General features: G+C 54.4%; 12 protein-coding genes. 9 read left to right on the top strand and 3 right to left on the bottom strand.

What is annotated here, in order from left to right:
- On the bottom strand, positions 1-2,614 hold a 2,614-nt coding region (locus QJQ48_RS16915), incomplete at its 3' end, for an NACHT domain-containing protein (protein WP_346292419.1).
- Positions 2,615-2,747: 133 nt separating this feature from the next.
- Between QJQ48_RS16915 and QJQ48_RS16910 the strand changes: the two genes are divergently transcribed.
- From QJQ48_RS16910 to QJQ48_RS16875, 8 genes are all read left to right on the top strand, one after another.
- On the top strand, positions 2,748-3,353 hold the full coding sequence (locus QJQ48_RS16910) for a shikimate kinase (RefSeq protein ID WP_346292418.1): 606 nt from the start codon (positions 2,748-2,750) through the stop codon (positions 3,351-3,353).
- Between the two features lie 82 nt (positions 3,354-3,435).
- Complete coding sequence (gene argB / locus QJQ48_RS16905; RefSeq protein WP_346292417.1) at positions 3,436-4,329, top strand: acetylglutamate kinase; 894 nt, start codon at positions 3,436-3,438, stop codon at positions 4,327-4,329.
- Positions 4,330-5,042: 713 nt separating this feature from the next.
- Positions 5,043-6,338: a polyamine aminopropyltransferase gene (gene speE, locus QJQ48_RS16900; protein ID WP_346292416.1), complete on the top strand. Its 1,296-nt coding sequence runs from the start codon at positions 5,043-5,045 to the stop codon at positions 6,336-6,338.
- Positions 6,339-6,344: 6 nt separating this feature from the next.
- On the top strand, positions 6,345-7,382 hold the full coding sequence (locus QJQ48_RS16895; RefSeq protein ID WP_346292415.1) for an arginase family protein: 1,038 nt from the start codon (positions 6,345-6,347) through the stop codon (positions 7,380-7,382).
- 128 nt (positions 7,383-7,510) lie between these two features.
- Positions 7,511-7,951: a GtrA family protein gene (locus QJQ48_RS16890; protein ID WP_346292414.1), complete on the top strand. Its 441-nt coding sequence runs from the start codon at positions 7,511-7,513 to the stop codon at positions 7,949-7,951.
- 6 nt (positions 7,952-7,957) lie between these two features.
- Complete coding sequence (locus tag QJQ48_RS16885) at positions 7,958-8,503, top strand: GNAT family N-acetyltransferase (RefSeq protein WP_346292413.1); 546 nt, start codon at positions 7,958-7,960, stop codon at positions 8,501-8,503.
- Between the two features lie 271 nt (positions 8,504-8,774).
- Entirely contained in the window at positions 8,775-10,475 is a 1,701-nt protein-coding gene (locus QJQ48_RS16880) for a SpoIID/LytB domain-containing protein (RefSeq protein ID WP_346292412.1), read from the top strand.
- A gap of 160 nt (positions 10,476-10,635) precedes the next feature.
- Positions 10,636-11,478: an aldo/keto reductase gene (locus QJQ48_RS16875; RefSeq protein WP_346292411.1), complete on the top strand. Its 843-nt coding sequence runs from the start codon at positions 10,636-10,638 to the stop codon at positions 11,476-11,478.
- A gap of 24 nt (positions 11,479-11,502) precedes the next feature.
- Here QJQ48_RS16875 and QJQ48_RS16870 read toward each other — a convergent pair whose 3' ends face one another.
- Positions 11,503-11,781 (bottom strand): HNH endonuclease, encoded by a 279-nt coding sequence (locus QJQ48_RS16870; protein WP_346292410.1) that lies wholly within the window; start codon positions 11,779-11,781, stop codon positions 11,503-11,505.
- Positions 11,782-12,058: 277 nt separating this feature from the next.
- Between QJQ48_RS16870 and QJQ48_RS16865 the strand changes: the two genes are divergently transcribed.
- Positions 12,059-12,451, top strand: a complete 393-nt coding sequence (locus tag QJQ48_RS16865) for a hypothetical protein (protein WP_346292409.1) — start codon at positions 12,059-12,061, stop codon at positions 12,449-12,451.
- A gap of 106 nt (positions 12,452-12,557) precedes the next feature.
- Here QJQ48_RS16865 and QJQ48_RS16860 read toward each other — a convergent pair whose 3' ends face one another.
- Positions 12,558-13,088 carry a universal stress protein gene (locus QJQ48_RS16860; protein WP_346292408.1) on the bottom strand — a complete coding sequence of 177 codons (531 nt, stop codon included), beginning with the start codon at positions 13,086-13,088 and terminating at the stop codon, positions 12,558-12,560.
- Positions 13,089-13,095 lie beyond the last annotated feature (7 nt).

Genomic DNA, 13,095 nt, shown 5'->3' with positions numbered 1-13,095 from the left:
CTCTGGCGAGGTCGGCACTGTCGAGGTTGGCGCTGGCGAGGTCGGCGCTGGCAAGGTCGGCGCTGGCAAGGTCGGCGCTGGCAAGGTCGGCGCTGGCGAGGTTGGCTTTAGAGCAGTGAGGGCCAACTACTTTTGTGAAAGTACCAGTGCCTAGAGAATCCGCATAGTGAATGATTCTAAGTAGTTTCTCCTTATCAAACGTTTCCGTCCCCGGTTCACCGCAAGGATGAAATGAAATATCAGACTTTGGCGCATCTTTAGGCAGGTTTGAATATTCTTCAGGCTGGGCCGCTGCGTGCAGTTTGAACAACATAATCAGCGCGTTTAATCCGACAAAGATATCTACTTGCCTCAATCCAGTTGGAACTGCCTGTTCTTTGAGCTTTAGCATCTTCTTCTGCGGCAGATTCTCCGTCGGCGGCTGATCCAGAAACTCCCCCTCGCACCAGCGCAGATAAAACTCATGCAGCCGCTCAAACAGCCGTACCCGGTCTAACTCACTTTCCGCCAGCAGCTCAAACAGATACTCCACAATCTCCACGCTCAGCCCGCCATAGCCCAGCAGATCATAGATTTGCCCGTTCACCGTCCGGTCATCCAGGCGAAATCGCCTGCCTCGATCATCTAACTTTGTCCACTCCTCAAAAGCTGCTACCAGTCGCTCGGCAAACAGATATTCACCAAAGCTCTTATGGGCAAACTCCACCGAGCCGCGCTTGTCTCCCTCCCCCGGCTTCAGGTAAAACGTGGTCAACAGATTGTTCAACGCCTTATCCTCAGCTTGGCCCGTTGTCTGCTGCGACTGCTTCAGCAAAGCCGCGATCGGATTTGCCGTATCTTGAAACCGATCCTTCAGCATTGCCAGCCGCGCCGTTTCATTGCCCGACTGCACCACGCACAGTGCCGCCTCCTGTAGCACCTCCCGCAGATCGTGCAGATCTTCCAGCCCCGCCAGCCGCAAGTTTTCATCCTGCCGCTGCTTCTCCAGCACCCAGTTCACCGACTCGCGGTAGATTCGCAGCTTAGCCTGCACCCGCTGGTTGACTTGCCCTGCAGTATCGGCAAACATCTCACGAGTCAGATGGCCTTCCCGGTGCAGCCGCGCCAGCAGATAGATCAGTAGCGGCTCCCGTGCTAGGTTATCGGCAATCTCATCTGGACACGCCTGGATAAACTCACGAAACTGATTAACCTCAGCTTCGCCAAAAATCGCCTGCCAATTCGCTAACCACTGCTCCCGCAACCCATCGCTCATCAGCTCCAGCCGTACCCGCTCTAAGCCTTTTGTCTGGGTGATCAGTTGATTCACATTCTGTAAGGCTAAAGGTCGCCCCGTCACCAAGCATTGATGATGGCTGCGCGCCTGAAAATCCGCCACCTGCTGCAAAAACTCTTTTAGGCCACCCGTTGCCCGGCCTTCCAGCAGTAGTTCATCAAAGCCATCCAAGATAATTAAAAACCGAGTATTCCGATCCGCCAGCCAGTCAGAATCACCCCGGACAAACCTCACCTGTTCTAAATCTGGACAATCTTCTAGCGTCTCCGTTAGATTGTTCGCCAGCGCTCGAATATGCCGCAGTCGGATCAAAATCGGAATGTAGGAAAACGCCAGTTCTCGCCGCACCCAGTCGGCCAACATGCGGCAGAAAACCGACTTCCCTCGGCCCGCATCCCCTTCCACGAACATCACTTTACGCGGTTCGTTCGGGTTTTCCAGCAATCGCCTAGCCCAGTCGTGAATATTAATCGGCCTCTCGTTTGGCAGCTTTTCACCCGCCTGCGTCAGCGGCTGCACGTCCAGCGACACATAGATATCTTCAAACCGAATCAGCGGATCGCGCTCGTCAAAGACCTGCTCCTTGGGCAGTAGTGCAATCTTCGTTTCTAAATATTCGTTGATACTGTCATAGCGATCCTGTACTGCCTGCCCGCCTGTGCGGTAAAACTCCGCCAGCGGCTCCGCGCTCTCACCCGCCTCAGCCACGGCCTGATGCAGATAGCGATGCGTCCCCCACGCCACTTGCTCAACCAGTCGGCGGCTTTCACTTTGATCAAGACCAGCCTGATTCATCTGCTCGGCTAGCACTTCGCTGAACGCAGCCGCCAGTTCTGATTCCCGAAAGCGACTGGTAACAGCTTTCATCTCTGCTGAGCTGATTTGCGCCGTCTCAAGGCGAGCAAGCTGCTTTTCCACCAACCGCTTCAGCGACACCTGCTCCAGCTTGGCCCTGATCGCCTCATCACTCACCTGACTCAGCACCGCTTCCAAACTCTGCAAATAGGCAAGCTGCGCTGCAATAGCGATCGCGCTTTCATAAGTCGGCTCAATTTTCACCAGATCTAGGTAAACCCGCAGCAGCCCAATCCCGACCGAGACAAACGGCAGCCCTGAAATCGCCAGTTGTGTTACTGGAGAGTCCAAAGTTTGCAGGAACGGTTCAATCTGCGACCAGTGAGATTGGAGCTGTTTGATCGCAGGGGCCTGTTCCTTCAGTTCCTCTCTGACATCGTTCGTCGTCGTAATCGCATCAATGCCCCGCTCAGCCAGTTCTCCCCAAGGAATCTCTCTCACATCCGTGTTGAGAAACTGCCAAAATCCCTGCAAAACCTGCATTGCTGCTACCGGATAGTAAAAAGCTGCTCTCAGGATAACCTCGCAGCATTGACATTGGCATAGTTTTTAGCTGCTAGTTCGATAGGCCAAAACACCCGACAATAAGACAGCAGCAACTAAGCAATCTTGAACCGTGAGCGATCTCTTAAAAGGCACCAATCTTTACCTGATTGGCATGATGGGCACTGGCAAAACCACCGTCGGTAAAATCATTGCCAAAAAGCTGGGCTACCGCTTCGTCGATACCGACGCCCTGATCGAGCAGGCCACTCAGCAAAGCATCCCTGAAATCTTCGCTGCCGAAGGAGAAGCCGCCTTCCGGGAAATTGAAACCCAGATTTTGAGCCAGGTCGCCCCCTATACGCGCCTCGTCATCGCCACCGGCGGCGGCATCGTCACGCGGCCTAAAAACTGGAGCTATCTGCACCACGGCATCGTGGTTTGGCTAGACGTACCGCTAGCGCTGTTGCAGGCTCGGCTGCAGAACGACACTCAGCGACCGCTCCTGCAGCGAGCAGACTGGATAGAACATTTGCAATCCCTCAGCCAGCAGCGCCAACCACTCTACGCCCAAGCCGACGTCCGGGTAGAAATTACCGCGCGCCAATCTCCAAAAACTGTAGCTGATGTTGCTCTCATTTCAGTACACCAGCTCATTTTGGAAAATCCTGTCCCGACCACGCCGCCAGAGATTAAAATCCACGGAATAGAACCCCCGAATGCCGCCGATAAGAACTAGGATGGCAGATGGTTTTATAGAAACTTTTCGTAAGGTGGGCATTGCCCACCCTCTTTTGCTCCCTTACTCAGTATCCTCATCCATGCTCAACGAAAGCGAATATATTGTCGAAGCCGAAGCGACCCGCGTCCGTGTCCTCAGCGAAGCCCTGCCCTACATGCAGCAGTTTCGCGGCCAAACCGTCGTCGTTAAATATGGCGGCGCTGCCATGAAAGACGGCAGCCTCAAGGCCAAAGTGATTCGAGATATCGTATTTCTGACCTGCGTGGGAATTCGTCCAGTGGTCGTCCACGGCGGCGGCCCTGAGATTAACACCTGGCTGGGCAAGCTTGGTATTGAACCTCAGTTTAAAAACGGGCTGCGAGTCACCGATGCGCCCACAATGGACGTGGTTGAAATGGTGCTGGTGGGCCGGGTCAATAAAGAGCTGGTTTCGCTGATTAACCAGGCAGGCGGCTCAGCAGTCGGGCTTTGCGGCAAGGATGGCGACCTGATCAAAGCCCGACCCCAGGGCGATGCAGGAGTGGGGTTTGTGGGCGAAGTCAACAGCATTGATGCGCGGCTGGTGAAGTCGCTGGTGGAGGCGGGCTATGTGCCTGTCATCTCTAGCGTGGCGGCGGATGAAAAAGGACAGGCTTACAACATCAATGCCGATACGGTGGCGGGTGAACTGGCGGCGGCCCTCAGTGCTGAAAAGCTGGTGCTACTAACCGATACGGCTGGCATCCTGCGAGACTACAAAGATCCTTCCACCCTGATTCCCCGGCTCAACATTCAAGAAGCCAGGCAGCTCATTGATGACGGTATCGTGGCCGGCGGCATGATACCCAAAGTTACCTGCTGCGTGCGATCGCTGGCCCAGGGTGTGCGCTCAGCGACGATCGCCGATGGTCGCATTCCCCACGCCCTGCTGCTGGAGATTTTTACCGACTCCGGCATGGGTTCAATGATTGTGGCTTCTAAATACAGCCTCTAAGCAAAAAGGCACCCAGGAGGTGCCCTTTCGCTTCAGTGAGTAAAACATAGACCAGGATCAGATAATAAGTAATCCTGGATTCAATATAGAGGGTTCGATATAGCAACAGCGTTACTCAAACAACCCTGGGCGACAGGGAACTGTTCTAGAGCCTTGGACCAGGCTGGCGCTCTATGCGATCGCTGCAGTTGGTCTAACGCTGTTGAATTCATAGTAGATTTTTCCAGCTGCTACAGCCTCTGTCTTCAGTCCTATTTATGTTTAGGCTGAACACTCTATCTTAGGCAGGAGAAGGCTAGGGAGTGGAAGTTAAGCCCTAAGTCTGCAAAAAGCTCAGCCATTGCCTATGCGGCGACTACGCCAGCCTCTCCCCTGGCGACAGCTAACTGCGCTAGCCCAGGCCCAGCCATGGGAGCAAGTGGTCTCATTTCGGCGCCGCAAACTGGGTTGATTCAAGCCTAGTTTGCTACAAAGTCGCTGCTTTAGTCCTAAAATCAAAAGGCTGGAACTAATCAGCTAAAACTAAACGCCGAGATTTTGGTGGCAGAAACTTGCTTTTGAAGATATTTATACAGATTTGAACTTGAGTCGAACTGCTCTGTAAAAACGAACTTAAGTCAAGTTTTTTAGAGTTAACTCTGGGCGATCGCTGCCTTTAAGAAAACTGTTTTGGTTGATTAAATTTCGCTTTTACCGCTATTTCTACACTGACGATGAAATCACTTGGAAGACACATTCTGGTCGAATTTCACGGCTGCTCCACCGAAATTCTTAACGACGTACCGCTGATTGAAAAGAGCATGATTGAGGCGGCTAAAGAGGCCGGAGCGACCTTAATTAGCTCCGTTTTTCACCATTTCTCGCCCTTTGGCGTTTCGGGCGTAGTCGTCATTCAAGAGAGTCATTTAGCCATTCATACCTGGCCGGAATATCGCTATGCTGCCGTGGATTTATTCACCTGCGGCTACAGCGTCAACCCCTGGATTTCCTATGACAAACTGAAGCAGGCTTTTCGGGCAGAACATGGCTCTGCCATCGAGCTAAATCGAGGCCAGCTAGACCTGCTGGAGCGTTCGGAAATTGAATTAGGTGAGCTACGAGATGAAGCTACAAAAGCTCTGGTACTACCCAAATTTAGCCGCAGCGTTTGGTTCACCGATCGCAACGAAAACATGGCGCTCTCAATTCGCCACAAAGGAGAGCGGGTTTTTCGCGAGAAATCGCCCTATCAAACTGTCGAGATTTTCGACACCTTTGAATACGGCAAAATGCTGACCGTAGACAACATGGTGATGTGCAGTGAGAAGGATGAAAAAGCCTATCACGAGATGATTATCCATGTGCCGATGCTGAGCCAGCCTGCTATTAAAGACGTATTGGTGATTGGGGGCGGTGACGGCGGCAGCGTGCGGGAAATCCTCAAGCATCCCCAGGTAGAGCAGGTAACGATGGTGGAGATTGACGAGGTAGTGGTAAAGGCGTCGCAGCAGTTTTTGCCTACTCTGTCTAAGGCATTAGACGACCCCAAGCTAAACCTGATCATTGGCGATGGCATTGACTTTGTGGCCCAGGCTCCAGAGGCTAGCTATGACCTGATCGTGGTCGATTCTTCCGATCCGGTTGGCCCTTCGGAAGGACTCTTTAGCGCCGACTTTTACCAGCAGGTCTATCGCTGCCTGCGTCCAGGCGGGCTGATGACGGCCCAGAGCGAATCGCCCCGCTTTAACCAAAAAGCCTTTGTTGATCTCAACCGCTGTCTGAAGCAGATTTTTGGCGTCGATCAGGTGCAGTGCTATCTGGCCTTTATTCCCACCTATCCCACAGGCATGTGGAGCTTTAGCTACTGTGCCAAGGACGGGCCCCATCCGGTGCGCAATCTCGACCGCGATCGCGCGGCTCAGTTTGCCCAGGCGAAAGGATTGCAGTACTACAACGCCGACATGCATACGGCAGCCTTCTGCCTGCCCACCTTCATCCGCAACATGCTGTTTGAAAGCGTTGGGGTATAGGGGGCGATGCCAAGCCGCAAAGCAATCATCCGAAACTTTGACCCCAGCGGAGTCGGGCTAGACAACGGCAATCTCTATGGCCTGCCGTTCGACTATGACAGCGCCAATATCATTATTTTTGGCGTGCCCTGGGAAGTGACCGTGTCCTACCATCAGGGTACCGCGCAGGGACCAGCCGCTGTCCTGCAAGCCTCTCCCCAGCTTGACCTCTATGATTTGGATAATCCAGACGGCTGGCAGCAGGGCATTTTTCTCGTCCCTACCCCCGACTGGATTGAGCCTAAAAATGAGGCGCTGCGCCAGCAGGCTCAGCAGATTATTGAGGCTACCGAGCGGGGCGATCCCATTGCAGAGCGTCCAGACTTGGCCCAAGCTCTCGCAGAAATCAACGCTGAGTGTGAGGCCGTCAACCACTGGCTCTATACCCAGACCCAGACAGCCCTCGCTCAGGGAAAAAAGGTAGGGGTAATCGGCGGTGATCACAGCGTACCGTTGGGTAGCCTGCGGGCGATCGCGGCGCAGTATCCTGACTTTGGCATCCTCCACATTGATGCCCACGCCGACCTGCGCCACGCCTATCAGGGCTTCCAGTTTTCCCACGCCTCGATTATGAACAACGTGCTGCAGCTTCCCCAGGTCAGCCGTCTGGTGCAGGTAGGGATTCGGGATATTTGTCATGACGAAGTGGCGCTGATTGACCGCTCAAACGGCCGCGTGGTCACTCATTACGACGCGACGCTAAAGCAGCGGCGCTATGAGGGCGTGCCCTGGCTAGAACTGTGCCAGCAGATCGTGGCGGCGCTGCCGCGTCAGGTGTATGTCAGCTTTGATGTAGACGGGCTAGATCCCAAGCTCTGTCCCAGTACCGGCACGCCCGTACCGGGAGGGCTGGAGCTAGAAGAGGTTTTTTGCCTGCTGCGGGAAGTCAGCCGCAGCGATCGCCAAATTATCGGCTTTGATGTCTGCGAGGTGGGCAGCGGCGAATGGGACGGCAATGTCGGCGCTCGGATTGTTTACAAGCTTTGCAATCTGCTGTCGCTGTGAGCCTAGCGCTGCGCAGGAAAAAGCGTGAGCATCTGGCTCAGGACTGCCCAATGTCTGATTTAGACTGCGCGAATTCAACACACTGGCGCTAGCCGCTATGCTACTGAGGTTGTCAATCGCTTTTCTGCATGAGCGGCTCCTTGCTTAAAGATAAGAAGATTCGGTTTTTGATATGCGGTGGCATTACAGCCGCTTTTAATCTGGTAGCAATATCGGTTCTTGTAGCCCTGTTTGAAGCTAAAACGCCGCTGCTGCGTAATCTGGCAAACGTGACGGCGATTGAAATTTCGCTGCTGTTCAGCTTTTTAGTCTATCGGCTGGGAGTCTGGCCCCAGGCAAGCTGGCGACTAAAGCCTGTTTTGCTCTACCAGTTGCCGATGTACCATCTATCCATGGCAGGAATTATCCTATTGCGCAGCTTTCTCATTTTTCCGGTTTTAGACTGGCTGGGTGTTCACTACCTAGCCAATACCCTCATGGGTATTGGTTTGGGGGCTGGGCTAACTTATTTTTTGGGAGAACGGGTCATCTTTAGCCTTCAGCCAGGGAAAGCGCTGAGAAGAGAGTAGGGCATTATGGCAGGTCTGCGTTTAGAAACTTCTCGTCTCATTATTCGAGACTGGGCACCCGATACTGATGCCGAACAGGGCTACCGAATTTACGCAGATCCAGCCGTTACCCAGTGGATTGGCGATCGCCGAACGGTTCAGACTTTAGCAGCAGCCCGAGATCGCCTGCAGCAATACCGCGATCGCTTTTACACTCATCAGGACGGTACCGGAGCCTGGGCCGTGGTTGAAAAGGCGAGCGCCCGAGCGATTGGAACGATTTTGCTGAAGGAGCTTCCTGACGCCCAGGGAGAGCCAACCCAGGATTTTGAGATTGGCTGGCATTTTGGTCAGGCAAGCTGGGGCAAAGGGTTTGCCACCGAAGCTGCCGAGGCCATCATCAACTACGGCTTTCAGCAGCTCGGACTCGATGCCCTCTATGCGGTCACCCTGCCGCACAATCACCGCTCTATCCGCGTCACTCAGCGCCTGGGGATGACACCGCTCGGCCTCACCCATCGCTATTATGAAGGCGCAGAACTGAGCCTCTTTGAGCTGAAACGTCCGTCGTAATCTCGTCAGCGTTCAGGGTGGCAGACAGGAAAAGCCTAAAAACCTATCGCCGCATCTCTAGTTCCCCGCGTCCCCATCTCCTCTACTTTTTTCATTTTCTAGGTGAACAGATGATCTTTAGCCTCCGGCAAGAGCAGAAACCCTCTCCCGCGCCCCATCCCAACAAGCCTATTTGAAGCCGCTGCTTTGCGGTGGTTATATCCGCTGACACGGGGGGCGATCGCTAGGCTAGAATGCTGCTATCTCAGCCTTTGCTGACTAACGATATTTTTTGCTGAATGCTCTGATGGATATGGTGGCGATGCTGAACGGGCAGTCTCAACCAACCCGACCTCAACCGCTGCGCTGGCTGCTGACTGGAGCAACCCTGTGGTTAGCCACCAGCGTTTGTCCGGTCGCGGCTCAAACCCCGCAGAACCCGGAAATCCGCGTCGGTATTGTCCAGCGCTTTGGGGAAGCTGAGGACGATGAGCTGATGATTGAGCCGCTCGAGGGTGCCCTCACGCTCACGTTCGAGACGGGGGGGCAAACCCAAACCGTCACGACTAATCAGGTTAAGCTCGATATTGGCCTCCAGCCTTTGCCTAAACCGGCCCTGCAGGAGCGGGTCGTTCTCAGCACCCACCGCAGCTTTGAAAGCGCCGAGGACAGCGCTAATCAGTGGCGCGATCGCGGTATTGAAGTAGAAGTTGCCCAGCCCAACGGTTGGGAAGTTTGGGCCAAGCGGGAAATTTATGCTACCCCCTTGCTGCGGCGACTGCTGATCAAGAACGTGCAGTCCCGTGGCTTTGATCAGGTTTTTCTCGACAGCGAAGTGGTCACGGCCATTCCCAAAGCGGCTTTTATCGCCAACGGCTATCGCTACAGCCGCGATCGCCTTGAAATTACCGCCCCTAATCGCCGCATTCGCGTGGTGGCAGGAGAAGGAAGCCGCGATCGCAAGCTTTATGGCGGCGACCTGGTGCTGCAGCCCAACACCTATGGCACCTATACCCTAGTCAACGAGGTGCCGATTGAAACCTACCTGCGGGGCGTCGTACCCTATGAAATTGGCCTAGGGGCACCGCCCGCCACAATTGAGGCGCAGGCTATTCTCGCCCGCACCTACGCCCTGCGGAACTTGCGTCGGTTTGCCGTTGATAACTACCATCTCTGCGCCGATACCCAGTGCCAGGTCTATTTCGGCATCAGCGGGGCAGCCACGGCCAGCGATCGCGCCATCGCGGCTACCCAAGGGCTAGTCTTGACCTATGAGGACGAGCTGATTGACGCCCTCTACTCCTCTACCACCGGCGGCGTTACCGCCAAGTTTAGCGACGTTTGGAACGGCCCCGATCGGCCTTATCTGCGATCTGTAATCGACTCTGTGCAAGGGGTTTGGGATTTGAGCCAAAAGCCCCTGTCTGAGGAGGCCAATATTCGGGCTTTTCTGGCTATCGAGCAGGGATTCAACGAAGACGACTGGGAGCTGTTTCGCTGGCAGGCAGAGAGCGATTTGACCGAAATCACCCAGGATTTGCAAACCTATCTGCAAAGGCGGCAGCACCCGCTGGCGAATCTCACCCAAGTTAGCCAGCTACAGGTGGCGGAGCGATCTGCCGGAGGCCGGATTCAGCGCTTGGCTGTACAGAGCGACTTGGGCGTGATTGAGCTGGAAAAAGACGAGATTATTCGGGCGCTGTCTGCGCCTCGTAGCCTGCTGTTCTATCTTGATCCTGTCTACGAAACGCCAGCCAGTGAAGGCGCAAGCAGCGCTCCTCCAGTGCTTAAAGGCTACCGATTTGTCGGCGGTGGCTGGGGGCACGGGGTTGGCATGAGTCAAACAGGAGCCTATCATTTAGGTGAGCTGGGCTGGAATGCCGCTCGCATCGTGCAGTTCTACTATCCCAACACGGAGCTGAAGCCGATCAGCCGCGAGCTAACGTTCTGGCGCGAACCTCAAGAGGCTTCCCTGAATACTGCTCCCGAATAACGGGCGGCAGGCGGGTGATTTTAGGCAGTTAGAGCGCAAGCGTCAAGGAAAAATTACCGGGTTTCAACCGAGCGATCGCTGCTCCTGTGATCTAAAGGGGGATGCGATCGCTTTTTGCCCAGCGCTACTATCGGCCCTGTAGCACACACTCAGGTTAGAAATGACTAGCGCCGCCGCCACCGGAAATATTCCCCTGATAGGATTAGGCACCTACCAGCTCACCGGCAACACCGCCACTGAAATCGTTAAGCACGCTCTGCGCCTTGGTTACCGCCACATTGACACCGCCCAAGCCTATGACAACGAAGCCGCTGTCGGTCACGGGATCCTCGCTTCAGGGCTGCCCCGCGCTCACGTCTTTGTCACCACCAAAGTCTGGCCCGATCGCTTCAGCCGCCCAAAGCTAATCCAGTCTGTAGACGACAGCTTGCAAAAGCTAGGCATAGACTATATCGACCTGCTGCTGCTGCACTGGCCCAATCCTGACGTGCCTTTATCCGAAACCTTAGAGGCCCTAATGACGGTGCAAAACGCTGGCAAAACTCGCTTCATCGGCCTCAGCAACTTTACCATTGACCTGATGCAGCAGGCCGTCGAGATTTGCGGTCAGGGCAAGCTGATTACCAACCAGATTGAATATCACCCCTACCTCAATCAGGATCGCGTGATTCAAGCCGCCCACGATCTAGACATGATGGTTACGGCCTATCGCCCTATCGCCAAGGGCCGCATCTTTCAGGATGAAACCCTAAGCCAAATTGCCCAGCAGCATGGCAAAAACGCGGCCCAGGTGACGCTGCGCTGGCTGATTCAGCAAGGCATTGTGGCTATTCCGCGCTCGGCCAATCCAGAGCACGTCAGCCAAAACTTTGACATTTTCAACTTTGAGCTGTCAGCCGATGAGATGACAGCGATTAGCAAGCTGCGAGGCGATCGCCGCCTGGTTTCACCCGAAGGCTTATCGCCCGACTGGGACGAGCCGCAGCCTGCTGAAGCTGCTTAAAAGCTGCTCTCTTGCCAGCGGCGGCTAGCGCCCTCGACTGGCTTTGACCCGCTTATTGGGATCTTGCTTGCGTATCCAGGTTAAAAAGCGGGCCATTTGTGGCTCGGCAGCTAGTTTTTCTAGGGTGTTTAATTCGCGGGCTAGATAGGCATTTGCAAATAAAGTATGAATTTGCTTATGGCAGGGCGCGCAAATTTCGGCAGTGGGGCCGGGGTCTTGCTTTTTGCGTTTGGTCTGCTGACGAGGAACAAGATGGTGCAGCGTGATCTTTTCGCAGTCGCGATCGCAGAGCTGGCATCTCATAGCGGGGTTGAATTCTCTCAAAAGACATAGCCTCTAGGCTGATCTTGACGCAGATACAAATCTTTCTGGGGGATGTCGCTACCGGGATGTCTGCCCATTTGAGGGTAGGATAACCGTCTCAAACACCCTAAAGTCGCTGCTGACGGGACTTTGGCAATCGACGCTAAAGTCTTTCTTCTGCCGGAAGCTTTTTAGAGGCGCAAGTTTTTACACTACCAAAGGCGAGTTAGTTAGTTGAGCTTGCTGCTAAATTCTGAAAACTTAGAGGAATTCATCTATGAACTGGTTAATTAAAGCTGTACGGCGTTTGCCCTTAGCGGCTATGTTTTCTGTTACCTTAGTCGGCCTCCTGAGCCTGCTGGCTCTGCCCGCTGCTAGCCTAGCGGCGGATCTGCCCTCAGGAACGCTGGTCGCCCGCGAGCTGAACCTGATTTACCCCGACTCTAATGGCGAAAAGACTCAATACGACATTGGCGATGTCAGCCAGGAAGAGCTGAAGCGTCAGGCCACTCAGATTCCTGCCCAGCGTCAAGACGTAATTGATCGCTCAAATCCCAACGCCAATATCCTAGAGAAGGTTGGGGAAGCGTTTGAAGAAGCTGGAGACTTCATTGGCGATGAAGCCAGTCGTGGTCCAAATCGCGCCGGTGATGCGATTACGCCTCGATAAGTTCTAGCTTATTCAACATTTAGAGTCTGAGGCTATGGGAGTTGTGCTGCTGCGCAACTCCATTTTTGTCTGAAAAGTATTTGTCTGAAAAGTAGAAAATGCTCCGTCAAGCGATCGCTTCAGCTTGTTCAGCCTGACTGGCCGATGCTGTCGTCTGATTTTCAGGATGCACGACAAGAACCGAGCAGTCAGCGTGATGCATGACATAATTGCTGACGCTGCCCAGCAGCAGTTCCTGCAGCCCCGAACGACCACGGCTGCCGACAATGATTAGCTCAGCCCCCCAGCTGTGGGCAGCCTCACAAATAATCTTGCCAGGACTCCCCGAACTCTGGCTGAATTCAGTGCTAATTCCAGCCGCGATCGCTATGTCGGCCTGCTGCTTCAGCCAGTCCAGCATTTCCGCTTCGTAGACATCCCACTGACGGCGATAGGTTTGCCAAACCGAGTCGTTCATCACCGGATAGTAGGACGCATAAGGATGCACGGGCAAACCGGGACTGCCTTCTTCATCAGGTGCCAGCACATGCAGCAGCATGAGGCTGGCGCGGACAGCCTGGGCTAGGGCGATCGCCTCGGCCAGGACGGGCTGGCTGGCTGAGGAGCGATCGACAGCGACTAAGATTTTTTGAAACATACGGCCT

Source organism: Sphaerothrix gracilis Ecp01 (assembly GCF_030405905.1).
GTDB lineage: Bacteria > Cyanobacteriota > Cyanobacteriia > Phormidesmidales > Phormidesmidaceae > Sphaerothrix > Sphaerothrix gracilis.
Note: the sequence above shows the minus strand (reverse complement) of the source record. Positions and strands in the feature narration are given on the sequence as shown.

What these genes read in the sequence shown, in the direction of transcription:
- QJQ48_RS16895 (WP_346292415.1), top strand. Translation starts at nt 6,345, where the DNA reads ATGCCAAGCCGCAAAGCAATCATCCGAAACTTTGACCCCAGCGGAGTC.
- QJQ48_RS16885 (WP_346292413.1), top strand. Translation starts at nt 7,958, where the DNA reads ATGGCAGGTCTGCGTTTAGAAACTTCTCGTCTCATTATTCGAGACTGG.
- speE (WP_346292416.1), top strand. Translation starts at nt 5,043, where the DNA reads ATGAAATCACTTGGAAGACACATTCTGGTCGAATTTCACGGCTGCTCC.
- QJQ48_RS16865 (WP_346292409.1), top strand. Translation starts at nt 12,059, where the DNA reads ATGAACTGGTTAATTAAAGCTGTACGGCGTTTGCCCTTAGCGGCTATG.
- QJQ48_RS16860 (WP_346292408.1), bottom strand. Translation starts at nt 13,088, where the DNA reads ATGTTTCAAAAAATCTTAGTCGCTGTCGATCGCTCCTCAGCCAGCCAG.
- QJQ48_RS16870 (WP_346292410.1), bottom strand. Translation starts at nt 11,781, where the DNA reads ATGAGATGCCAGCTCTGCGATCGCGACTGCGAAAAGATCACGCTGCAC.
- QJQ48_RS16890 (WP_346292414.1), top strand. Translation starts at nt 7,511, where the DNA reads ATGAGCGGCTCCTTGCTTAAAGATAAGAAGATTCGGTTTTTGATATGC.
- QJQ48_RS16875 (WP_346292411.1), top strand. Translation starts at nt 10,636, where the DNA reads ATGACTAGCGCCGCCGCCACCGGAAATATTCCCCTGATAGGATTAGGC.
- argB (WP_346292417.1), top strand. Translation starts at nt 3,436, where the DNA reads ATGCTCAACGAAAGCGAATATATTGTCGAAGCCGAAGCGACCCGCGTC.